20 protein-coding genes and 1 riboswitch are annotated in these 22,200 nt (G+C 42.4%); of the genes, 4 read left to right on the forward strand and 16 right to left on the reverse strand.

The annotated features are described in order from the left end of the window. Nucleotides 1-45: 45 nt before the first annotated feature. The 16 genes from aroF to metA all read right to left on the reverse strand — a co-directional run bounded on the left by aroF (nt 46) and on the right by metA (nt 18,495). Nucleotides 46-1,089: a 3-deoxy-7-phosphoheptulonate synthase gene (gene aroF, locus ACSBOP_RS16255; protein WP_442601567.1), complete on the reverse strand. Its 1,044-nt coding sequence runs from the start codon at nt 1,087-1,089 to the stop codon at nt 46-48. A gap of 191 nt (nt 1,090-1,280) precedes the next feature. Then, complete coding sequence (locus tag ACSBOP_RS16260) at nt 1,281-1,814, reverse strand: DUF2062 domain-containing protein (RefSeq protein ID WP_442601568.1); 534 nt, start codon at nt 1,812-1,814, stop codon at nt 1,281-1,283. 26 nt (nt 1,815-1,840) lie between these two features. Further along, a complete protein-coding gene (locus ACSBOP_RS16265) occupies nt 1,841-2,794 on the reverse strand; it encodes a 4-hydroxy-3-methylbut-2-enyl diphosphate reductase (protein WP_442601569.1) in 954 nt (317 codons plus the stop codon). Between the two features lie 56 nt (nt 2,795-2,850). Next, nucleotides 2,851-4,329, reverse strand: a complete 1,479-nt coding sequence (locus tag ACSBOP_RS16270; protein WP_442601570.1) for a sensor histidine kinase — start codon at nt 4,327-4,329, stop codon at nt 2,851-2,853. A 3-nt stretch (nt 4,330-4,332) separates the two neighbouring features. Beyond that, complete coding sequence (locus ACSBOP_RS16275) at nt 4,333-5,022, reverse strand: response regulator transcription factor (protein WP_442601571.1); 690 nt, start codon at nt 5,020-5,022, stop codon at nt 4,333-4,335. A 173-nt stretch (nt 5,023-5,195) separates the two neighbouring features. Further along, nucleotides 5,196-6,728: a S1C family serine protease gene (locus ACSBOP_RS16280; protein WP_442601572.1), complete on the reverse strand. Its 1,533-nt coding sequence runs from the start codon at nt 6,726-6,728 to the stop codon at nt 5,196-5,198. A gap of 207 nt (nt 6,729-6,935) precedes the next feature. Beyond that, the gene (locus ACSBOP_RS16285) at nt 6,936-7,058 is read right to left on the reverse strand and encodes a hypothetical protein (RefSeq protein ID WP_442601573.1); all 123 of its coding nucleotides are present in this window, start codon (nt 7,056-7,058) and stop codon (nt 6,936-6,938) included. A gap of 59 nt (nt 7,059-7,117) precedes the next feature. After that, nucleotides 7,118-7,936 carry a 3D domain-containing protein gene (locus ACSBOP_RS16290; protein WP_442601574.1) on the reverse strand — a complete coding sequence of 273 codons (819 nt, stop codon included), beginning with the start codon at nt 7,934-7,936 and terminating at the stop codon, nt 7,118-7,120. Nucleotides 7,937-8,039: 103 nt separating this feature from the next. Then, nucleotides 8,040-9,983 (reverse strand): threonine--tRNA ligase, encoded by a 1,944-nt coding sequence (gene thrS / locus ACSBOP_RS16295; RefSeq protein WP_442601575.1) that lies wholly within the window; start codon nt 9,981-9,983, stop codon nt 8,040-8,042. A 499-nt stretch (nt 9,984-10,482) separates the two neighbouring features. Continuing rightward, nucleotides 10,483-11,421, reverse strand: coding sequence for a sporulation protein YtxC (gene ytxC, locus ACSBOP_RS16300; RefSeq protein WP_442601576.1), 939 nt, complete (start codon nt 11,419-11,421; stop codon nt 10,483-10,485). Between the two features lie 163 nt (nt 11,422-11,584). After that, the gene (gene map / locus ACSBOP_RS16305; protein WP_442601577.1) at nt 11,585-12,334 is read right to left on the reverse strand and encodes a type I methionyl aminopeptidase; all 750 of its coding nucleotides are present in this window, start codon (nt 12,332-12,334) and stop codon (nt 11,585-11,587) included. Nucleotides 12,335-12,443: 109 nt separating this feature from the next. Further along, a complete protein-coding gene (locus tag ACSBOP_RS16310) occupies nt 12,444-13,742 on the reverse strand; it encodes an MBL fold metallo-hydrolase (protein ID WP_442601578.1) in 1,299 nt (432 codons plus the stop codon). Between the two features lie 219 nt (nt 13,743-13,961). Beyond that, entirely contained in the window at nt 13,962-15,095 is a 1,134-nt protein-coding gene (gene mqnC, locus ACSBOP_RS16315) for a cyclic dehypoxanthinyl futalosine synthase (protein WP_442601579.1), read from the reverse strand. 135 nt (nt 15,096-15,230) lie between these two features. Beyond that, nucleotides 15,231-16,385, reverse strand: a complete 1,155-nt coding sequence (locus ACSBOP_RS16320) for a trans-sulfuration enzyme family protein (protein ID WP_442601580.1) — start codon at nt 16,383-16,385, stop codon at nt 15,231-15,233. Further along, the gene (locus ACSBOP_RS16325; protein ID WP_442601581.1) at nt 16,382-17,551 is read right to left on the reverse strand and encodes a PLP-dependent transferase; all 1,170 of its coding nucleotides are present in this window, start codon (nt 17,549-17,551) and stop codon (nt 16,382-16,384) included. Before ACSBOP_RS16325 ends, ACSBOP_RS16320 begins: the two co-directional genes overlap by 4 nt. Further along, nucleotides 17,548-18,495: a homoserine O-acetyltransferase MetA gene (gene metA / locus ACSBOP_RS16330; protein WP_442601582.1), complete on the reverse strand. Its 948-nt coding sequence runs from the start codon at nt 18,493-18,495 to the stop codon at nt 17,548-17,550. The genes ACSBOP_RS16325 and metA overlap by 4 nt, the downstream gene beginning before the upstream one ends. Nucleotides 18,496-18,582: 87 nt before the next feature. Next, nucleotides 18,583-18,703, reverse strand: a riboswitch (SAM riboswitch). 308 nt (nt 18,704-19,011) lie between these two features. On the opposite strand from metA, the gene corA reads away from it, so the two are divergent. The 4 genes from corA to ACSBOP_RS16350 all read left to right on the forward strand — a co-directional run bounded on the left by corA (nt 19,012) and on the right by ACSBOP_RS16350 (nt 22,085). Further along, nucleotides 19,012-19,950: a magnesium/cobalt transporter CorA gene (corA, locus tag ACSBOP_RS16335; RefSeq protein ID WP_442601583.1), complete on the forward strand. Its 939-nt coding sequence runs from the start codon at nt 19,012-19,014 to the stop codon at nt 19,948-19,950. An 87-nt stretch (nt 19,951-20,037) separates the two neighbouring features. Further along, nucleotides 20,038-20,487: an RrF2 family transcriptional regulator gene (locus ACSBOP_RS16340; protein WP_442601584.1), complete on the forward strand. Its 450-nt coding sequence runs from the start codon at nt 20,038-20,040 to the stop codon at nt 20,485-20,487. 319 nt (nt 20,488-20,806) lie between these two features. Beyond that, nucleotides 20,807-21,448, forward strand: coding sequence for a nitroreductase family protein (locus ACSBOP_RS16345; RefSeq protein WP_442601585.1), 642 nt, complete (start codon nt 20,807-20,809; stop codon nt 21,446-21,448). A gap of 127 nt (nt 21,449-21,575) precedes the next feature. Then, on the forward strand, nt 21,576-22,085 hold the full coding sequence (locus ACSBOP_RS16350; RefSeq protein WP_442601586.1) for a hypothetical protein: 510 nt from the start codon (nt 21,576-21,578) through the stop codon (nt 22,083-22,085). Nucleotides 22,086-22,200 lie beyond the last annotated feature (115 nt).

Raw genomic sequence — 22,200 nt, forward strand, 5'->3', positions numbered from 1 at the left:
AGAACCCAGCTTTTCACTTTTAGCTCCTATTCGTAACGATTATGGTTACGCCATTACAGGTTGTTTGGGTGTATCAAATTTTTTACCGCAAATCGGCGCAAGCTTCTCAAGATCAACAAGCAATTTCGCAAATTGGTCTGGGAATAAAGATTGGACGCCATCTCCTGTCATTGAGTTATCTGGATCGGTGTGCATTTCAATAATTAAACCATTCGCACCTGCTGCAACAGAAGCCTTTGCCATCGGCTCAACAAGCTCACGACGACCTGTTCCATGGCTTGGATCGGAGATAACTGGAAGATGACTCAGTGATTGCAGCACAGGAATTGCTGACAAATCTAGTGTATTACGCGTGTAGGTCTCGAATGTTCGGATACCACGTTCACATAGCATTACGTTCGGATTTCCACCTGCAAGAATGTATTCCGCTGCATTGAGGAATTCATCGTATGTCGCACTGAATCCACGCTTCAACAGAACCGGAGTCTGAATCGTTCCAAGCTTACGAAGCAAGTCAAAGTTTTGCATATTGCGTGTACCCACTTGAAGTATGTCTGCATGCTCCGCACATACATCCACATACTCAGGCGTCATAACTTCTGTAATGGTAAGCAGTCCGTGTTTACGACCTGCCTCTGCCATCATCTCTAAGCCTTCCACCCCGATACCTTGGAAGCTGTATGGGCCTGTTCTGGGTTTAAATGCACCCCCGCGCAGCACTTGGCCACCCGCTGCTTTAACTAGGCGAGCAATTTCATCAATTTGCTCCGGTGTTTCAACAGCACATGGACCGCCCATGATGACGAGATTCTGTCCGCCAATCTCTACACCTTTTATACGTATGATGGTATCCGCCGGATGGAATTCCCTCGAAGCCATCTTGTACGATTTCGAAATCTTCACAACCTGTTCCACACCTTTCATCTGCCGTAACTGATCTGCAAGCTTCGGGTCCACCTGTCCAATAATACCAATGACTGTATGTCCTTCACCACGAGAAATATGTGCCTCGGCACCATTCTTTTCAATGAACTGTAGCAAATCTTGAATTCTATTATCTCCAATTGTGTTCGATGTAATGACGATCATGATTCATTCTCTCCTTTTCCACTTTTATACTTTTACGCTTTTAAGCTTCTACGCTTTTATTTGTTAAAGTTACTATACAGAGTCTTTCCCTAATCGTCAATAGTATTTTATAATAAATGGAAAAATGGTAAATATGTATGAAAAAGAATATCCATCGCTAAAGAAAAAAGGACCCCGTAAGGTCCCTTTTTTCATTCAATTATCATATCCGCAAGTTCTGCCTTGCGCTGACGTCGTTTTTCTTTTCTACGATCCGCGGTCGATTTCAGCATAAACACCACTGGAAAATAAAATAGGACGCCTAATAGAAGACCATCGGCCATACCGCCAACGATTAATTCTAATGAAAATCGGGTAAAACTCGCTAAGAAAGAGGGAAGATGATCCACTAAATAAAATTTGAATGAAGACGGAACAAGCCAAGCTCCCACGATTTTATTCAAGAAGGACATCGGAATGTAAATCACTTTGCCAAAAACAAATCCAATTAATGCGCCAACGAGGGAACCCCTTAGCAAATAAATCAATGGGAAAATGAGAAAAAAGGCGAGTCCTAGCGTCGGAAGAGTAAACATCTCAACCGCAAGTCCAATTGAAAAACCAATCGCTACATACGCAGGTCCATTCTTTGCCCGCTGCAGCTGCATCCATTTGTACTTAAACCAACGCTTCGTAGTTGCCCACGTATATTTGCGCTTCTTCATTACGAATTCCTCGGGCAGCATGCGACTTCCTCTTTCTTCGACCGTAATTATATTTCAGTCTGTTTCTTTTTAACTGCTGGTATTAATTTATCCATATTTACCGTACGTATGATTGGCCAAGTTGCTTCATCTTTTGAATCGAAATTTTCTAAATAGGTGATGACTTCTTTCGTAATTGGTGTTGGTGTTGAAGCACCCGAAGTCACTGCTACCCTACGCACGGAGAGTAACCACTTCTGTTGCAGTTCTGAAATATCGGCAATACGATACGCCTTTACTCCTGCGATCTCTTCCGACACTTGTGCAAGCCGGTTCGAATTGTTGCTCTTCGGATCTCCGACCACAATTACAAGATCTGCTTCTTTCGCTTGTTCGGACACGGCTTCTTGACGAATTTGGGTCGCCAGACAGATCTCATTATGCACTTCCGCATGTGGGAAGCGCTCAAGCAGCTTTTTCATAATATGCTTAATGTCCCATTGGCTCATCGTCGTCTGATTTGTGATGAGAATACGCTCCGCACTTAGATCAATCGCATCGACTTCCTCTGGCTTTTCAATCAAATATACGTGCTCAGGGGCAATACCAACCGCACCTTCTGGCTCCGGATGACCCTTCTTACCGATATAAATGACTTTATACCCCTCACCTGTCTTCTCACGAATGAGATCATGTGTCTTCGTCACGTCAGGACATGTTGCATCGACGATCGTAAGTCCTTTTTCCCGTGCACGTCTGCGGACTTCAGGCGATACACCGTGAGCGGTGAAGATAACCGTACCTTTTTCCACTTGTTCCAATATTTCAAGACGGTTCTCACCGTCTAATGTAATCACATTTTCTTTTTCAAAATAATTCGTAACATGAGCATTATGCACAATCATGCCTAAAATATATATGGGCCGCGGTAAATCCAAATTTTTGGCAGTTTGCATGGCCAGTGCCATTGCATCAACGACGCCATAACAGTAACCCCGCGGAGATATTTTAACCACATCCATAGGTAGTACACTCCTCTTCGCTTAAACCTATCTTATCATTGCCTCTTTATTATATCCTATTGCTCGATGACGGGAAAGGAAAGTGGAAGCCAGACGACAAATGTACTACCTTCATTTTTGCGTGTGAGCACTTCAATGGACCCCTGATGTTCATCAATAATCCATTTGGCGATGGAAAGACCCAGCCCTGTACCTGCTGTTACACCACGGGAGACATCTGCACGATAGAATCGATCGAAGATGAGCGGCACTTCTTCTTTATCCATCCCCATACCCGTATCCGCTATACAAATACCGATTTGATCATTATGTTGCTGGACTTCAAAACTTACAACACCCTCTTCGGTGTATTTAAATGCATTTTCAATGAAAATAAAGAGCAGCTGCTGCAAGTAATCTCGATTTCCTTTGATATAAATATCTTGTGCTTCTTCAAAGCTGCTCGTATGCCATTCTGCCGTGCGAGGAAGCATTTGTGCCCGTCTAGCCACTTCATCGAGCAATGGTTTAAGCTCGATATGCTTCATCTCCATCTGGAATCCAGCATCTGCACGAGCCAGTGCCAGCAAGTCATTGACGAGCCTACTCATCCGCTGCGCTTCACCAGCAATATCCTGCATCGCTTCAAGCGACATGCTTACTCTTTCTTCACTGTCCAGCCCATCTGTCTGTTCAGGATTTTGCATGCTTTTCCACATTTTTTCGAGCAAATCTACATTGCCTCGAATCGTCGTTAGTGGTGTACGCAGTTCATGTGATGCATCCGAGACGAATCTTCTTTGTGCGCGATAAGCCTCATCCAACTCGGAATACATCGTATCAAGCCGTCCGAGCATGCCATTGATTGTCTCGACTAAACGACCTACTTCATCTCGCGGTCCCTCATACGGAATGCGCTTATTGAGGTCCGTCCCTGTGCCGATCTCATTGGTTGTCTTGATGACCTGATCAATCGGTTTAAGTGCCTTCCGTGATAAAAACATACCGATGCTAGCAGCAAGCAAGATGCTGATTCCACCTAATGTGAATAGTATGTTTTTCAAAGCAACTAAATCAAACGGGCTAACAACGGCACTTTGAAGCACTGCAGCAGGACGTCCCATTTCATCCAAAAGAGGCAATGGCGTGTAATAAACATAGAGTACATTGCCCGCCAACGTCACTTTTTTACTAAATTGCTCACCTTGCTGGATTCGTTTGATGTCATCATCAGTTACCGGTAATTTTTGATCACTTTCAAGTAAGACTGGTGAGAGGCTATATCGCTTTGTCGATAAATTATAGACTTGAAATAGCTTATCGATCTCCCGTATATCTTTAAAGTTATATCTTAATTCAACCTCTGTTTCCATCTTCTTCAAATTGTAATTATAGCTCAGATGTTGAGCCATTTTGGCTGTGCTTTCTATTAAGCTTTTCTCAACTACAGCAGATATATAATAATTAAGGAATAAATAGAGTCCCATTCCGAAAATGAGCAAAGTAATCGCCAAGATGCTGGAATACCATAATGTTAGTCGCAGACGCAAGGACATGTCCTAATGCTCCCCTCTTAGTACGTAACCCGCTCCCCGCACAGTTTGAATTAGTCGCTTGTGGCCATACTCCTCCGTTTTTTGACGAAGCAGTGCAATATACACCTCAAGAACATTCGACTCCCCACTGTAATCATAACCCCAGATTTTTTCCATAATGATGTCACGGGAAAGAACCCGCTTCGGATTCTGCAAGAATAGATGCAAGAGATCGAATTCCTTCGCTGTCAATTCAATCAGCTGATTCTCACGAAATACTTCTCGCGTATCCACATCCAAGATCATATCTTCATAACCAAGCTGCTGTGTCTGGTTCTCCACATGCTCACTCCGTCTTCTAAGCAGCACACGAACACGTGCCAATAGCTCTTCCAAGGCGAATGGCTTGACCAAATAATCATCAGCCCCCATATCGAGCCCCTTTACACGGTCATTAATTTCATCCTTTGCTGTCAGCATCAGAATGGGCAAGTCGCTACCACTCTCACGTACACGCCGGCATACTTCAAGTCCATCCACGCTAGGCATCATCACATCTAGAATGAGAAGATTAGGCTCTTCTATCATCATTGCTTTTAAGCCTTCCATTCCATTATTAGCTATTGCCACTACATATCCTTCAAATGCCAATGCGCGACGAAGCATAGCAGTAATTTTATGATCATCATCTACGACTAATATTTTTTCTCTCAATCCCAACACCGTCCTCTATACTGAAAAATAATAGGTCCATTCACATGTTACATTTACTATGCTAATTGTAGCATTAATGCTCTTACACAAAAAGAAGCAGAGACGACAAGGCATACGATCTGCCCCTTCGCTCCGCTTCCCTTGCCTATTAAAATTCACGAGAGACTTCGTGATTATTCAGTAGCTTCTACAGTATTTCTATCTCCAATTTCAATGGATACGTCAATCTTCTTGCCGTCACGCATCAAGCCGAGTGTAATTTTTTCCCCAACTTTGAAACTTTTGATCTTCGTTTGCAGCTCAGCACTATTCTTGATCTTATTTCCGTTAATATCGACTACAACATCATAAGGTCGGATTCCAGCTTTGAACGCAGGACTCTTACGAGTCACATCTGCGACAATAGCTCCATCTGTGCTGCTTAGCTTAAGCTCACTTACCCAATCCTTATCAATATCATTCATGCTAATACCAACGAACGGAACTGGTTCTTTCGGAATTTTCACGTTGTTCTTGAGGTTATCAAGAACGGAAGAGATGATCGATGTTGGAATCGCGAAACCAATCCCTTGTGCCTGCTGACTTACTGCTGTATTGATACCGATCACTTCACCTTTGGTGTTCAGCAAGGGTCCACCTGAGTTACCAGGGTTAATAGCCGCATCCGTTTGAATCAGGTTTTTGTATACATGTGTCGTCTTGCCATCTGAAATCGGAATCTCACGACCTTTAGCACTATATACACCAACCGTTACAGTATGATCGAATCCGTAAGGGTTACCAATTGCAATAACCGAGTCACCAGGGTTCATCTCATCCGAATTACCGATTGGGAGTGTTGGGAAATCTTCCGTTCCTTCAATTTTTAAACAAGCGAGATCAAGCTCTGGTGAATTACCAAGCAGCTTCGCTACGAAAGGCTTGTCATGACCTTCTACGACGATGCGAATTTCATCAGCGCCATCAACTACGTGCTGATTCGTTAAGATATAACCTGATTTCTCAAAAATAAATCCAGTTCCCATCCCTGCCTTTTGTAAAGCGCCACCAGCATTATCTTGTTTTTTCTGTTGACCAGAATTTGGAGTCTCACCACCGAAGAATTGCTTGAACCAAGGATCATCCGCAAATGGATTCCCTCCACCTTGGGAGGCTTTAGGCTTCGTCCATGATTCCACCATGACTACAGCAGGTTGAGAATCTTTTACAATAGATGAAATGTTATTCGGTCTTGAAAGATCTACCCCAGCAGGAATGTTATTACCAGATCCATTACTAGCACTTGTATTATTCGATGAGAGGGGCTTATTTGTACCACCTGTAAATAAATTCATCTTATCTGCTGTAAACATCAATGCACCAGATACGAGTACTCCGACCAAGAACACCGCCGCATAGCTGCGGAAAGAAGATTTCTTCTTCGGTGGTGTCCATGTGCTGTATGGAGGCATTCCGCCACCGCTTGCACCTGCATTGCCTGAATGATTATTACTAAGTAAAGGAATTTGACGCATTGATTGTGGTGGAGTCACTTCCACCGGTGTTGGTTGTTGATTGTTTTTATAAGGTCCATAAGAATAATAAGCAGAAGATGATGCTTCCGCATTTACTTCTTGATCTCCATTATTATTGCGATCTTCTTGTTTCCCTTCATCCGATCCAGGTGTATGAAAAAAATCGTTATAATCATTTCGTTCGTTACTCATGATTGTTTCCCCCCGATTGTGAGTGCTGTGTGCATCACTTGTTTTGTCCTATGTCTATATATTGCACCTCTAACCTTAAGTGTACCTTAAAAATGTCTAAATGGAACCTAAAAAGTAGGTAGCAGTCTAACTTAGCATTTTCCATTTCCAAATAAAAATAACCCTATCCACCTTACTCTCGGTGTCTAGGGTTATTCTGCTTACTAACTATTTAGTTGTATTTTGGTTTTGTGTACCTTTTGCATTGTTCTTTCCTTGTGCTGCTTCAGTAGCAAACTCCGTGTCAGCTGCTGTAGAGCGATTACGATTTTGATTTTTATTCTTAGCCATGTTGAATCACCTCCCCTAAGGAGTATGATTCTCTGTTATTTCCCTTTTTATGACGAAAGTTATGAGGGTTTGCCGTTTACTAAATTACTTGGTGTAAACATCTCCACAGCTAAATCATTAAATGCTTGTTTGCTAAGCGATCCTGTCCCCTGTTTTACAATGAACACACGGACATTCTTTTTGCCCCACTCACTGAATACTTGGGATTTGGTATCGTAATATAAATCAATCTTGTTTCCTTTAATTGCACTACCCGTATCCGCAACTACGCCATAACCATAACCAGGCACATACAGCACCGTTCCTAAAGGAAACACGCGTGGATCAGCAGCAATGGTAGACAAGCCACGCTCATCACGCACCACTTTAAGTCCTGAGAATGTAATCCCATATTCGGGATGTTTCGGCCCTTTACCTGTCGATTCTCTTCCAGCGTAATAACCCGTCGCAACGACCTCCATGGAAGGCAATTGGCTAAGCTCATGGTTAGAACTTGGAAAAGATTTATAGCTACTACGAGTTGGCCTCGAATTGTTAGGAATGGAATGTGATTTAATCGCAGGCTTCTCATTTAACGCCATCACAGGACGATCGTTCTTACTATCTAGTTCATCATTATTCGATAAAGCATCATTTTGTTGAGCTTGTTCGGCTATGCCTTTGTATGGTGTCATACTTATCGGCTCAGCTATTGAGCTTGAGCTCCATTCACTGCTATACGGAAGCACTTCCAACTTGGTTACACTTTGCTCCGAATGCGTCTGCACAACTTGATTGGTGTTTGCAACTTGTTGATTTAGATCTATATCCGTTGTGTCCACATCATGTCCACCCATAAAAACTAACGATTTCATAATTGTTAATACTTGTATCCACATAAAATAAAACCTCCCCCTTCATCCAAGTGTGCCCAATAGAATCTTCTATTAAACATTTTTGGTTATTTTAGTAAGGGGGAGGTTTATGCTTTTAAATTTATTATTATTCCGTGCGACCTTTACGCTCAATGTCTCCTAGGATCATTGCAATCACTTGTTCTACGCTTTGTGAACCTAGATCACCTTCACCACGTTTACGTAGGGAGAATGTACCTTCGTTCATTTCATTTTCACCTACAACAAGCATGTATGGAATTTTTTCAAGCTGCGCTTCACGAATTTTGTAACCAAGCTTCTCGTTACGTGAATCGGATTCTGCACGAATTCCTGCAAGCTGAAGACGTTCCGCCATTTCCTTCGCATATGCTTCATAGTTAGGAGAAACCGGTAATACACGTGCTTGAAGTGGTGATAACCAAGTTGGAAGTGCGCCCGCATAATTTTCTAGCAAGTATGCAGTCATGCGCTCCATAGTTGAAATAATACCACGGTGAATAACGACTGGACGGTGCTTCTGACCATCTTCACCTGTATATTCTAACTGGAAGCGTTCTGGAAGTAAGAAGTCCAGTTGCGCTGTAGACAATGTTTCTTCTTTTTTCAGCGCAGTCTTGATCTGAACGTCAAGCTTCGGACCGTAGAACGCTGCTTCACCTTCTGCTTCATAGAATGGCAGATTTAGTTCCTCTACTACCTCACGAAGCATGCGTTGGGACATTTCCCACATTGCATCATCTTGGAAGTACTTCTCTGTATCTTGCGGATCACGGTAAGACAAGCGGAAACGGTAATCTGTAATTCCAAAATCTTCATACACAGTCGTAATTAATTTTACAACGCGTGCGAATTCTTCTTTAATTTGATCCGGACGGCAGAAAATATGTGCATCATTAAGTGTCATCGCACGCACACGGTGTAAGCCAGTTAGTGCACCAGACATCTCATAACGGTGCATTGTACCTAATTCGGCAATACGTACAGGCAGATCACGGTAAGAGTGCATCTCATTCTTGAACACCATCATGTGATGTGGACAGTTCATCGGACGAAGGACAAGCTCCTCGTTATCCATTTGCATCGGTGGGAACATATCCTCCTGGTAGTGCTCCCAGTGACCCGAAGTCTTATATAGTTCTACGTTCGCAAGAACGGGTGTGTATACATGTTGGTAGCCTAACTTTTCTTCCAAATCTACAATATAGCGCTCAAGTGTACGACGAACAGTCGCACCATTCGGCAGCCATAGTGGCAGACCTTGACCTACTTCACGATTGAAAGCAAACATTTTAAGTTCTTTACCGAGTTTACGGTGGTCACGTTTCTTCGCTTCTTCTAACAGTACCAAGTGCTCATCAAGCTGAGCTTTTTTCGGGAATGCTGTTCCGTAAATACGTTGAAGCATCTTGTTCTTGGAATCGCCACGCCAGTAAGCACCCGCTACGCTAAGAAGCTTAAATGCCTTGATACGACCCGTTGACGGCAAATGCGGTCCGCGGCACAAGTCAAAGAACTCGCCTTGATCATAAATGGATAACACAACATCCTCTGGAAGGTCATTAATCAAATCCAATTTAAGCGGATCTTCTAAATCGGTAAAAATAGCAAGCGCCTCTTCACGCGAAACTTCGCGACGTGAGATCGGTAAATTCTCACCTGCAATACGAGTCATTTCCTTCTCGATCTTCACGAGATCCTCAGGTGTGATCGAAGTCTCCATATCAATATCGTAGTAGAAGCCATCCTCAATAACAGGACCGATTCCGAGCTTCACTGCTTTTTCGCCATAAATACGTTTAATGGCTTGCGCCATTAAATGCGCCGTGGAGTGACGGTACACTTCAAGACCCGCTTCGGAATCTACTGTTAAAATTTCAACATCTGCGTCACTGTCCAATTTATAGCTAAGATCAACGGCTTTACCGTTCACCTTTCCAGCAATCGCGTTTTTCTTCAGCCCCATTGAGATGGATTCTGCTACACCTTCAATAGTGGTCCCTTGCTCATACTCTCGAATCGAACCGTCTGGTAATTTTACTTTGACTGACATGCTACTTCCCCCTAATTTTTTGTGATTGAATATATGAATGAGTTGTATTCAAAAATGTTACGAAAAAGAAAGGAAATACCGTAGAAGCGAAGCGTTCGCCTTTGAAATCGTGAATATACCTTACAATCCAATCAAAATTCACGATTTCAACAGCGATCGGGAGGCATTTCCTTTCTTGGCAGTGACATTACTTTTTGAATCTGCTCACATATTTAAATACAAAAAAAGCGCATTTCATCCCTATAAAAGGGACGAGCGCGCTTTGGTCTCGTGGTTCCACCCTCGTTCAATTTACTACCGTAAATCCTCGTTGGCATTCGTTAACGGGAATGATGCGGTCCTATATTTCCACAGGACGGCTACAAAGTGGTAAATTCACTTGCAATCTGAAGGAGCTCTCAGCCAAGTCTCCTCTCTCTTTTACAGCTGCAATGCAAACTCATGTCTTTGATTGTTGCCTCTACCCCTTATTATAGCGGGGCTTGGCTTATTTATCAAGTTACAGCCCGTCTTGTTTAATCCGCTCTCCAAGCCAGTGATGACAGATGCGACAAGATGAACAAACCTGGGTACGATCTTCGAAAATTTGTCGGATGGTCTTAATGATCGATAAATCTGGTTCCCTTGTATGAATAAAAATAGAAGCTGGTGAAACTGTAATTAAAGTCGACACGATCATATCTTCAAAATTCATATCTTTCTCTAAATGTTCCATCGTCAGCGTGGATTCGAAATCTGCAGGATTAATGGGCTGCATCAATTCATTGAGTATGTCGAACTCATGCCCTCCCTTGTGAATTAGGTGAGCAACTGGTACTTTTGCCTCTTGAATATAAACAAAATATTTGAGTAAAGAAATAAATTCCTGATACTGCTGTTCCATCGTATATTCGTCGATCGCATATTCCACAATTTCACGCAGCTCTTCCATATACTCACCAAGACGAAATCGTGTATAGCCATCCAAGTTCAGTGTAACGTGTCGCTCAATATATTCGTATAAGGCCGCACTCAATTTTGCTTTACGTCGTTTTCTAGCCTCTGCTGAGGTCGCTGCAGTTTCTGTATGTTCTCCATACAAAAATTGTTCGCAATATTTCTCAATGGAATCAATGTCTTTCGTTTCTTGATAATGATATTCCTTACGGATCATGTCTTTAAGAAGATGAGGCTCTACCTCTACTAATAAGTGCTCCGTAATCGCATTTGCAACTGCATGATACACGCCTGATGACATTTGAAGAAGCTGAAAACCAGGCAGCATCGCCCGGATTGAAATTTTGACATCGGAATTCGCTTGTTGATCCTGACCGGTGATTTGAAGCTGCACGCCATCTTGCCCATTATGTAAATCGCGAAGCTCAGACTTCATACGTTCGCACAGATTTCTGACATCGTTTTCGGACCGTGATTTAATATATAGCGACAACAGCTCCATACGCTCACATCCTTTCGGCCAAAATGTTCATTGTTTATTTAAAGTATATGGCCGTTAGGAAACGGATATACAACGAACAATTTGGCAAAAAAGACAATACGACTTTTCCACAGGAAAATGTCGATACAACTTTTCCAAAAGAAAATGTTACTTATCAAGCATGTTAGATTTGGTTAGTCAAAATAATAGGTCCATCTTCAGTAATCGCAATCGTATGCTCATACTGTGCAGATAAACTTCCATCCACGGTTCTTGCTGTCCAACCATCGGCATCCACCTTGGAATGATATTCCCCAATGTTAATCATTGGCTCAATTGTTATAACCATTCCTTCTTTGAGACGAAGACCACGGTTTGGCGGTCCAAAGTGTGGAATTTGTGGATCTTCATGAATCACTTGACCGATCGCATGTCCGACAAAATCGCGCACAACTGAGAAGCCTTCTGCTTCTGCATACGTTTGAATCGCATTTGATATATCTCCAACGCGGTTGCCTACCTTCGCTTGTGCAATTCCTCTATATAAAGATTCTTTCGTTACATCAAGTAATCGTTGTGCTTCATCTGATATTTGACCTACTGCATAAGACCACGCAGAGTCAGCGAGCCAGCCATTTAAATTGACAACCATATCAATCGTAACAATATCCCCTTCTTGAAGCGGCGTTTTACTAGGAAATCCGTGGCAAATGACATCATTAACCGAAGCACAGGTTGCGAATTGATAGCCATTATAGCCCTTCTGCTCAGCTGTCGCGCCATGCTTAGCTAAATATTTTTCAACGAATTGATCAATTTCTAAGGTTGTTACACCGGGTTTAATCATCTTGGATAATTCTTTATGGCAGCTAACGAGTAATTCACCCGCTTTTCCCATTAGTTCAATCTGTTCTTTCGTCTTGATCGTAATCATAGTAGCCCCCCATTGTATCTGTATGTCATAACAACTTTCTATGTCTCTGTTAACAGATTATACACTAATTCGTAAAATCGATTCCAACTTAGATCGAATTTACATCGTTTTAGCAGTGATTTTGTAAATTGGTTATCCGCTGACTTACTCGATTTAAGATTCGTATCAAATCCGTCATCTGGAAGGAAATCTGTCGATAATGAAGACTAGAAACTAAGAAAAATTTACGCCAATTGATATAATCACCGTGATTGGGAATCTGAAATCGCCCATTAATAATGAGCGTATCCCCGCCCCATAAATGAGCAAAGCAATAGTAAAGAGCTTCTGCGGATAATGCAATATCACAATCTTCGCGATAAACATCTATTCGCTGCAAGCCATGTTGAAGTCCGAACTGATATGAAAGTTGATTATCTGTCAAAAAGAGGGTCGTCGGGTGCTGCAGCAAATAATTCGTCACACTTGGATCATTCAACTGGATAAGGGAATCAGAAAATTGCTTCGCAATCTTAGACAACAATTCAATATCGAATGATTGATTCTGGACCAGCTTCGGTCTGTTTAAGATATGATGATAATCTCTTTGGTATCGTGTAATAGCCGATCTTGAATCATGATGTTGATCCATCTCCCATGTATCACCAGGATACAGCACAACCGGCTGCACCATCGTTTCCTGCTTAATTCGTCTGACGACATCCTCGATTTGATTCATCTCTGCATTTAAATAATAATTCTCTTCATGACAGAACCAGACATAGCTTGCAAAAGGAATGACATATCGTGGCTTTAACAAATTTGTTTGCAGTAAAAAGGTATTCATTTTCTCGCGGGCCATATTCGTCCTATACCTAATATCCGCACGGTTTCCTACCCAATTCGCATACGAAAACTGTGTCAACAAAACATCTATTGGACCTACTAATTGATACATCTTAAGCACATCCTCTTTCGTATGCACATTACAATCATTCAAATTGAGAATCGTTTGGCCGCCCACACGCATACAAAGCCAAGAATCCCCATAAATAGGTGTACACCTGACTTGAAAATCATCGGTTAAGTCGTACCCATGTTGCTTATCGAGCTCTATGACCTCATGAAAGCCAAGACTGCAGCAATAATCACGTACCTTCTTGTCCTCTGTCTTCTGATATAAAACCGTAATCTTACTTCTAAATTCACTTGGAATAAATCGTAAATTCGGCGTATTAAAATGATCAGGATGTTCATGTGAAAACCAAATATGTGTAATGTTGGCGAAGTCTGAATAAGTAAATGAGGATGGAGATAAAAGTGCCCATCCTTGATCAAAGACTGTGCCTTCTATCCAAGGGTCAGATAGGAGCCGAATCGGGCCATGCTCGATAATAAAAGATGCGTGATTCACCCATTCAATCCTCATTTACACCAACCCCCTCCTAATACAACCCCTTTTAATAAGATATCGCTCATAGAGAAAGAATGTTCCAAGACATATGGTTCAAAAATAAGTACAAACTAATCTATGAACACTGACATAAACTACTATGAGCATCACTGGTCCTATAAAAACAAAAAACACCGCTCCTCCCCTCTCTTGTTAAAGAGTAAGATGAATCGGCGTTTCTCGCGTATCACATGTTTAATTCTGCATCACGAAATCGCGTGCCACTTTATCTGTATCACCAAACGTACGGATGATATTATATTTCGTATCACGCTGAGCTGGAATCTTACCCGCTTCACGAATTAATTTAAGAATCAAATCAATATTCACTTTATGTGTTGTACCTGCAGCAGATACTACATTCTCTTCCATCATCGTAGAGCCAAAGTCGTTACAGCCGTACTGTAAGGACAGCTTGCCCACTTCTGGACCCATCGTAACCCACGAAGATTGGATATTCGGAATGTTATCGAGCATCAGACGCGAGATCGCAACCGTCTGTAAGTACCTCTCAGGCGATATTTTTTCGCCCTTCATGTTTGTATTCTCAGATTGGAATGTCCATGGAATAAACGCTAAGAAGCCTTTTGTATTCCATCCGTTTAGTGCCACGTCATCTTGTGCATCACGTACACGAAGCAAGTGAAGCGCGCGTTCTTCGAAAGATTCACCAAAGCCGATTACCATCGTAGCTGTTGTGTTCATTCCTACTTGATGAGCAGCTTGCATGACGTCCATCCAATCACGCCACGAACCTTTAAGGCGAGAGATTTTACGGCGTGTACGATCGTCTAGAATTTCTCCGCCGCCACCTGGAAGGGAATCAAGACCCGCTTTGTTCAATTCACGCATCACTTCAACCAGTGATAGATCTGGAGAAATCTCCTTCATCTTCATGATCTCTGCAGGTGAGAAGGAGTGCATGGTGATATTGAAACGCTTCTTAATTTCTCTAAGCAAATCCGTATAGTAAGTGAATGGAAGATTCGGGTTAACCCCACCTTGCATTAAAATTTCCGTTCCACCTACATCAATAGTTTCTTGAATTTTTTGGAAAATAGCTTCATCGGGAAGGACATATCCTTCAGAAGAACCAGGCGTTCTATAGAAAGCGCAGAACCGGCAGTATACATCACAAATATTCGTATAATTAATATTACGGCCAACAACAAATGTTGTAACAGGCTCTGGATGCAGCTTTTGCATGACTTGATTAGCAGCATGTCCAATTTTTTCAATCTCATCAGACTCATATAAAGTTATACATTCTTCTACGTTGAGTCGTCCCCCAGAGACGGCTTTGTGTAAAATGCGGTCGATGGCATTCATCGATCCAACACCTCTTTTCTATATATTCACTATGCTTACATAGAGGTACTTTTATTATCCATCGTAACATAAACAGATGCCTATCGCTATAATGACACTTTACAGGCCAAGCTGAGATTATTTCACCTTCATAATTTAAGCTAATGCTTGCTCCAAATCCGCAATCATGTCTTCAACATCTTCTAAACCAACCGAGTAACGGACAAGTCCATCTGTAATTCCACGAAGTGCCCGTACTTCACGCGGCATCGACGCGTGGGACATCATCGCAGGGTAGGATAAGATACTTTCCACTGCTCCAAGGGATACCGCAACTAATGGAATGTGTACGGCACCAAGAAGCTTTCGCGCGCGTTCTCCTGAACCCACATCAAACGATACAACCGCTCCGTAACCTTTGGACTGTCGCTCATGAACTTCACGACCTGGATGATCAGCAAGCCCAGGATAGTAGACAGCGGCAATGCTGCTTTGATTTGCGAGCCAGTGTGCTAGCTTCTGAGCGGACTGCTCGGATGCTTCCATACGAACCTTCAGCGTCTTCATTCCTCGCATGAGCAGCCAAGAATCTTGCATGCCTAGTACATTCCCCATACCATTTTGAATGGCTTTAAGTCGATTACCTAATTCCTCGGTAGCAACAACAGCAAGTCCAGCAAGCACATCACTGTGTCCACTTAGAAACTTCGTAGCACTATGCAATACAACATCTACACCTAGTTCGATTGGGCGCTGATGATAGGGTGTCATGAATGAATTATCTAACATTGTTATCAAATCATGTTCCTTCGCCCAAGCTGTAATCGCCGCTACATCGGTAATCCGCAGCGTTGGGTTCGAAGGTGTCTCCATAAAGACAGCAGCCGTATTCGGTCTTCGTGCTGCACGTACTTGCTCGATATCCGTCATATCGACGAATGTGGTTTCAATATTCATCCGCGTCATAATCGTGCTCAGGAGTCGATAAGTTCCACCATATACATCCTCCGTGCAGATCACATGATCTCCTGCTGATAGCATCATAAATGCAGACGAAATTGCTGCCATCCCGGAGGAAAATGCAAACCCCCGCACACCACCTTCAAGTGCGGCAATGTAGGATTCTACCGCTTCACGAGTCGGATTACCCGAACGTGTATAATCATGCTTGGGTGGTTGGTCCAGATCAAAATGATGGAATGTCGATGCTTGATAAATAGGTGTTGACGAAGCACCTGTTACTTCATCAACCGCTCCTTCATAATGCAACAGTTTCGTTCCAAAGCCTACTTCCTTACCCGCTTTACTCATGCTTTCACGCCTCCTGCTAGCTCCGAAGCAGCCGCATCAAATGCACGAGCTAGATCCGTCATTAAGTCATCTACATGCTCAATTCCTACCGAGTAGCGCAATAGACGATCATCCACACCAATTTTCTCCCGAATTTCTAGCGGAATATCTGCATGGGTTTGTACAGCTGGATAAGTCATAAGTGACTCCACACCACCTAGGCTTTCAGCAAAAGCAATCAGACGAATGTGTCGCAAAATCGTCTCAATGGCGCGGGCATCTTTCATCTTGAATGAGAAAATACCGGTATTACCGCTTGATTGCTTATTCTGAATCTCATAGCCGGGGTGAGACTCCAATGCAGGATAGAATACTTCTGCTACCATTGGATGCGTCTGCAGCCACTTCGCAATTGCCGTTGCATTCGCTTCATGACGCTGCATACGCAGTGCAAGGGTCTTCATCCCACGCATTAATAACCACGAATCTTGAGGTCCTAACACCGCGCCAATTGAATTGTGCAGGAAGAACATTTTTTCAGATAGTTCCCTGCCCTTCGTTACAATTAATCCTGCAAGAACATCGTTATGTCCGCCCAAATATTTCGTTGCAGAGTGAATAATAATATCAGCACCAAGCTCGATTGGACGCTGCAAGTAAGGCGTAAGTAGGGTATTGTCTACAATCGTAAGAACTCCCTTACCCTTTGCCCAAGTCGCTACAGCTTCAATATCTGTTACCATCATCAGTGGGTTCGTTGGTGTCTCGATCAAGACCGCTCTCGTGCTCTCACGATAAGCCTGTTCTAACGCAGCAAGATCATTCGTATCGACATACGTCGCAGATACACCAAAACGGGACATGATCTGCTCAAGCAAACGGTAAGTCCCCCCATATAAATCCAAGGAGACAATCAAGTGATCCCCTTGTGAAAATAGTGCAAAGATCGTCTGCAAGGCTGCCATGCCGGATGAACAAGCAAAACCAGCGTCTCCAGATTCTAGCTCAGCAATTGCTTCTTCAAGCACACTGCGTGTCGGATTTTTCGTACGGGAATAATCAAATCCTGTACTTTGACCAAGTTTCGGATGACGGAATGCTGTGGACTGATAGACTGGAAAAGAAACTGCTCCTGTAACTGGCTCGGAGATCGAACCAATTTGCGCCAACCGACTCTCGATATTCATGATTTCGAACCTCCGTCTTTTGATTTTTTATGAACTGCTGATAGATCATATGGCGTTTCTTGATAGACATAATAGTTCAACCAGTTGGAGAAGAGAAGGTTCGCATGCGCTCTCCAAGAAGTCATTGGGTACTTAGTCGGATCATCATTCGGGTAATAATTTTTCGGAATTGCAATTTCAAGTCCTTTATTCACATCACGGTCATATTCCCATTTCAGTGTGAGCGGGTCATATTCAGAATGTCCGGTTACGAAAATTTGCTTGCCCTTATCCGAAGCGACAATATATACGCCCGCTTCTTCCGACTCTGCCAAAATTTCTAACTCCGGCTTATTCTGAATGTCTTCACGTCGTACTTCGGTATGTCTGGATTGAGGAACATAGAACACTTCATCAAACCCCCGGAGTAACTTAACATTATCTTGATTTAAGGAATGTGGGAACACGCCAAACATTTTCTCATCTAGTGTGTACTTCGGAATGCCAAAGTGGTGATACAAGCCAGCTTGAGATGCCCAACAGATATGAAGCGTTGACGTGACATGATCCACACTCCAATCCATAATCTCCTTCAGCTCTTCCCAATACGTGACATCTTCAAATTCCATTTGCTCAACTGGAGCCCCTGTGATGATCAAGCCATCGAACTGCTCCTTTTGAACGTCTTCGAATGTTTTATAAAAAAGAGACAAATGCTCTTGTGATGTATTTTTAGAAGAATGTGTCTTCGGATGTAATAATACAAATTCGACTTGTAGTGGGCTATTCGATAGCAAACGCAAAATTTGAGTTTCCGTAGTTTCTTTAATCGGCATTAAATTTAATAGCAAAATTCGCAGTGGGCGAATATCTTGATGATACGCAACAGATTCATCCATAACGAAAATATTTTCCTGAGTCAAAACTTCCTTTGCCGGTAAATTGTCCGGAATTTTAATTGGCATGCAGCACCACTCCTTTAATAAAAATAAAAATGACCTTTCCCATACAAAATGAGAAAGGCCACGTAAAATGATACCTAAATGTGTCCTCTCTCATCTGTCAAAAGCGTCAAACGCGCTTCCGCAAGAATTAGCACCGTGCATTTCCTTTCGGAAAGTGCCGGTTGCCGGGTATCATCGGGCTAGTCCCTCCACCTGCTCTTGATAAGAGTAAAAACAATTAATTTTCAGTTATATTACTATCAATGTAATCGAACCATGCTGCTTTCGTCAAGCATATTTATCCAATGATTTACCTCATTTTGTAGCTTGAACTGTGGAAAATGTAGGTATATACTATACAAGTAATTCACAAGGTATAAGGGGGGAGAACGTATGGACGGTGACCCAAGCAGTCGCATTAACATTTTAAACTTCATATATAGCGAAAGCGCAGCGGTCGCATGTACAGTCCATCATTCTCTGTAACTTAGGGTTGGATGACTTGCCTCTGCCTTTCGATAAGAAAGGGTGGTATTCATGAAAACACGCCTTGTACAAAATGGCGTATTTACGATTATCGATGACGTCACCCTCGCTTTGACCCCTCCTGAAGAGGGCTTTTACTGGATTGATGCGACAGTGGATGAAATTGATATTCTTCAATCTTTGTTTCACCTTCACGATCTGGCAGTAGAGGATACACTAAGTGAGGAAGAACAACGTCCTAAGCTTGAAATTTATGATGGTCATTATTTTATTGTAGTTAATTCTATTCGATTTGATGACGAGGAGATTTTCCTCCGAGCACTTAATATTTTCTTAGGCAAACATTTTATCATTACAGTAACCAAACAAAAAATTAATGAAATTCGTGTACTTAAGCCTCTTTTATGGGAAGAAGAAGTAAATTCCTGCGATCGGTTTCTGTATCATCTCATCGATCTGGTTGTCGATAATTACTTTACTGTCGGTGATCGTATCGAGGATAAGATTGAGAAACTCGAAGAAGACATTCTGATGCACACGAAGAAAACTCACCTCAATGAGATCATTGGACTTCGAAGTGAGATTTTATGGCTCAAAAAGGCGCTCGTGCCGCAGCGTGATGTTGTAGGCGTGTTAAATAAACGAGATCTCAAGCTGATTTCTACACCACTCCAAAAATATTTTGGCGACATTTATGAGAATGCGGTCAAAATTGTAGATACGTTCGATACCCTTCGGGATTTGATGGGAAACTTACGAGAAGCTTATCAAGCCGCGGTCGCGAACCGTGCGAATGAAATTATGAGAATTTTTACAGCTATGACGACGATCTTTATGCCACTGACATTGATCACAGGGATTTACGGGATGAACTTTCCGGACATCGTAGGCATGTTAACCTGGGAACACGGTGACCTGTACGCTCTTGGATTTATGGGACTGCTTGGTATTCTGATGTTCGTCTTGTTCAAGAAAAAAGATTGGCTGTAACTATTAAATAGATGACACAATCAGCAACAGCTCTCCATTCGCAGGATGCGAGAAGCTGCTGCTTTTTTTGAAAAGAGGTGTTTATTGATGGAAAAAGATCAAATCCCCACCGTCAAAAATCCGTCCAAGTGGTTTGGTTATGGCGTACAAGCCTTGGTCTATCTAGCTAAGCTTGAAGCCAAGCATTGTTGTCCAAGTGGAAATATCGCGGAAAATATTCATTCACAAGCCACCCTGCTGCGGCGAATTCTTGCAGCTTTGGCCCGGGCAAATATTGTCCATGCGCAAGAAGGTCGTGTAGGCGGCTATCAACTAGCTAAGCCTGCTTCTAAGATATTGCTTTCGGATGTTTATAACGCCTTACACATTCGGGGACCGCTCTTTACCGGGCTAATCGACACGTTACCAGATGACCGATGCGGACAAGCTCTGCAAATGCCTTTTGAAGATATCGTTGAGGGTGCGGATGATCTGCTCTTGGGCTATTTAAGCACAATCACGATTGAGGATTTGGTAAACAAGGCATTGAAGAAATGAGTAAAAAAACATCGTAAACTACGTTTGACAAAAGCACAGTTTAAGGATTATACTGTGCTTAATAATAGCACAAATTAAACGACTAGCGAGAGCCGTACAATTTTGGGGGAATACTACTTTTGGGGCGACGACGAGTCATTCATATCCTTCCATCGCTGTTGAAAAAATGTTCCTTTATTGAATTTATATTATTTATGGTGGGAACATTTTTTCAAAGGCGAACGCTGCGCTTTTCAGGACATGAATGACTCTCTGTCTAACTCAGGATGTTCACACAATTTGTACCCTCTCGCTCTTACACAAGAAAGGATGTTCCAATATGAACGTTACACAAGAACAGATGCTCGCTGAAGAAGTCATGCGCGCACGTCATTCCGTTAAACATTATGATTCCGAATACCAAATGCCTGAGCAAGATTTGAAAGAGATTCTAGAGCTTGCGACGCTTGCTCCATCCTCTAACAACTTACAGCACTGGCGTTTTCTCGTGATCACAGATCAGGAAGTGAAGCAAAAAGTGCTTCCTATTGCTTATGGTCAAAGACAAGTTGTGGATTCCTCCGCAGTCGTTGTTGTACTTGGTGACCTAGAAGCAGGTCAATATGTAGAGACGATCTACGGTCCAATCTTAGAATCCGGCGCGATTGATCAAGCTATGTATGACCGTTTAGTTGGCGGTGTTAAATCCCTTTACGACAATCCGAACAACGCGGGTGTGGTGCGCGATGAAGCGATTCGCAATTCTTCCCTAGCTTCCATGCAGCTTATGCTTGCAGCAAAAGCAAAAGGCTATGACACGTGCCCTATGATGGGTTTTAACTGGAATCAGTTAAAAGAAGAGCTCAACATTCCAGATCGTTATGTACCATCGATGATGATTACAATTGGTAAAGCGAAATTGCCGGCACGTCAATCAATCCGCTTCACACTCGAGCAAGTTGTCACACATAATACATTCTAATTGCATTCGAATGAAACATAAGATGACCGCGGTCCAAGTTCAGGCTTGGGAAGCGGTCATCTTTTTTGAAACCATTATATAGTTGATATCGTTAAATAAATATCAACGAAATAAAGAGGTGCATTTCATGTTCAAAAAGATCATTGTCATTGTTTCAAGCTTAGTCGTACTCGCGGGGTGTAATATCGATACAAAAGATAGTCAGCCAGGAACGCAACAGCCAACACCAACCACAGCCCCAACTACTTCCGTTTCACCTACAGCCACACCTGTTCCCACTCCTACTTCAGACGAAGTATCTGTTGATTCCTTAAAAATATCACTTAAACAAGGTCTAACGAAAGATGAGGTTGAAAAATTACTTGGCCGTGCTTACATAGAATTAAAAGGAGAAGATGGTCCGATTTGGAGGTATGATTTTGCAATAGAAAACTACAAGTTCGAGCCTAACAGTATCCTCGTTGATGAAGTGGATATGAATGGTTTGAAAAAGGGATCTATGAAAAAACAATATTTCTTCCACTGGCAAGATAATCAATTAACTAGCTTTGCGCTCTATTATCGCAACAAAGATAATAAAGTCGAAGAGTATAATGTTTTCGGAAAAGGGACCGTAAAAACAACGCCATTTAACTAAATGAATAGGAATTGAAATAAGGTGACCGTCACCCAAGCTCATCCTTGGTATTGCGGTCACCTTTTTATAGGGGAAAATGGAGGAAATCATTCGAGGTTTGTTAAGAATATTAGGG

Origin of the sequence: Paenibacillus sp. KN14-4R, assembly GCF_052180255.1 — a bacterium.
Classification (GTDB): domain Bacteria; phylum Bacillota; class Bacilli; order Paenibacillales; family NBRC-103111; genus Paenibacillus_AM.

What these genes read in the sequence shown, in the direction of transcription:
- aroF (WP_442601567.1), bottom strand. Translation starts at nt 1,089, where the DNA reads ATGATCGTCATTACATCGAACACAATTGGAGATAATAGAATTCAAGAT.
- corA (WP_442601583.1), top strand. Translation starts at nt 19,012, where the DNA reads ATGAAAACACGCCTTGTACAAAATGGCGTATTTACGATTATCGATGAC.
- ACSBOP_RS16345 (WP_442601585.1), top strand. Translation starts at nt 20,807, where the DNA reads ATGAACGTTACACAAGAACAGATGCTCGCTGAAGAAGTCATGCGCGCA.
- thrS (WP_442601575.1), bottom strand. Translation starts at nt 9,983, where the DNA reads ATGTCAGTCAAAGTAAAATTACCAGACGGTTCGATTCGAGAGTATGAG.
- ytxC (WP_442601576.1), bottom strand. Translation starts at nt 11,421, where the DNA reads ATGGAGCTGTTGTCGCTATATATTAAATCACGGTCCGAAAACGATGTC.
- ACSBOP_RS16320 (WP_442601580.1), bottom strand. Translation starts at nt 16,385, where the DNA reads ATGAGTAAAGCGGGTAAGGAAGTAGGCTTTGGAACGAAACTGTTGCAT.
- ACSBOP_RS16350 (WP_442601586.1), top strand. Translation starts at nt 21,576, where the DNA reads ATGTTCAAAAAGATCATTGTCATTGTTTCAAGCTTAGTCGTACTCGCG.
- ACSBOP_RS16260 (WP_442601568.1), bottom strand. Translation starts at nt 1,814, where the DNA reads ATGCTGCCCGAGGAATTCGTAATGAAGAAGCGCAAATATACGTGGGCA.
- ACSBOP_RS16285 (WP_442601573.1), bottom strand. Translation starts at nt 7,058, where the DNA reads ATGGCTAAGAATAAAAATCAAAATCGTAATCGCTCTACAGCAGCTGAC.
- mqnC (WP_442601579.1), bottom strand. Translation starts at nt 15,095, where the DNA reads ATGAATGCCATCGACCGCATTTTACACAAAGCCGTCTCTGGGGGACGA.
- ACSBOP_RS16280 (WP_442601572.1), bottom strand. Translation starts at nt 6,728, where the DNA reads ATGAGTAACGAACGAAATGATTATAACGATTTTTTTCATACACCTGGA.
- map (WP_442601577.1), bottom strand. Translation starts at nt 12,334, where the DNA reads ATGATTACGATCAAGACGAAAGAACAGATTGAACTAATGGGAAAAGCG.
- ACSBOP_RS16290 (WP_442601574.1), bottom strand. Translation starts at nt 7,936, where the DNA reads ATGTGGATACAAGTATTAACAATTATGAAATCGTTAGTTTTTATGGGT.
- ACSBOP_RS16340 (WP_442601584.1), top strand. Translation starts at nt 20,038, where the DNA reads ATGGAAAAAGATCAAATCCCCACCGTCAAAAATCCGTCCAAGTGGTTT.
- metA (WP_442601582.1), bottom strand. Translation starts at nt 18,495, where the DNA reads ATGCCAATTAAAATTCCGGACAATTTACCGGCAAAGGAAGTTTTGACT.
- ACSBOP_RS16325 (WP_442601581.1), bottom strand. Translation starts at nt 17,551, where the DNA reads ATGAATATCGAGAGTCGGTTGGCGCAAATTGGTTCGATCTCCGAGCCA.
- ACSBOP_RS16270 (WP_442601570.1), bottom strand. Translation starts at nt 4,329, where the DNA reads ATGTCCTTGCGTCTGCGACTAACATTATGGTATTCCAGCATCTTGGCG.
- ACSBOP_RS16265 (WP_442601569.1), bottom strand. Translation starts at nt 2,794, where the DNA reads ATGGATGTGGTTAAAATATCTCCGCGGGGTTACTGTTATGGCGTCGTT.
- ACSBOP_RS16310 (WP_442601578.1), bottom strand. Translation starts at nt 13,742, where the DNA reads ATGAGGATTGAATGGGTGAATCACGCATCTTTTATTATCGAGCATGGC.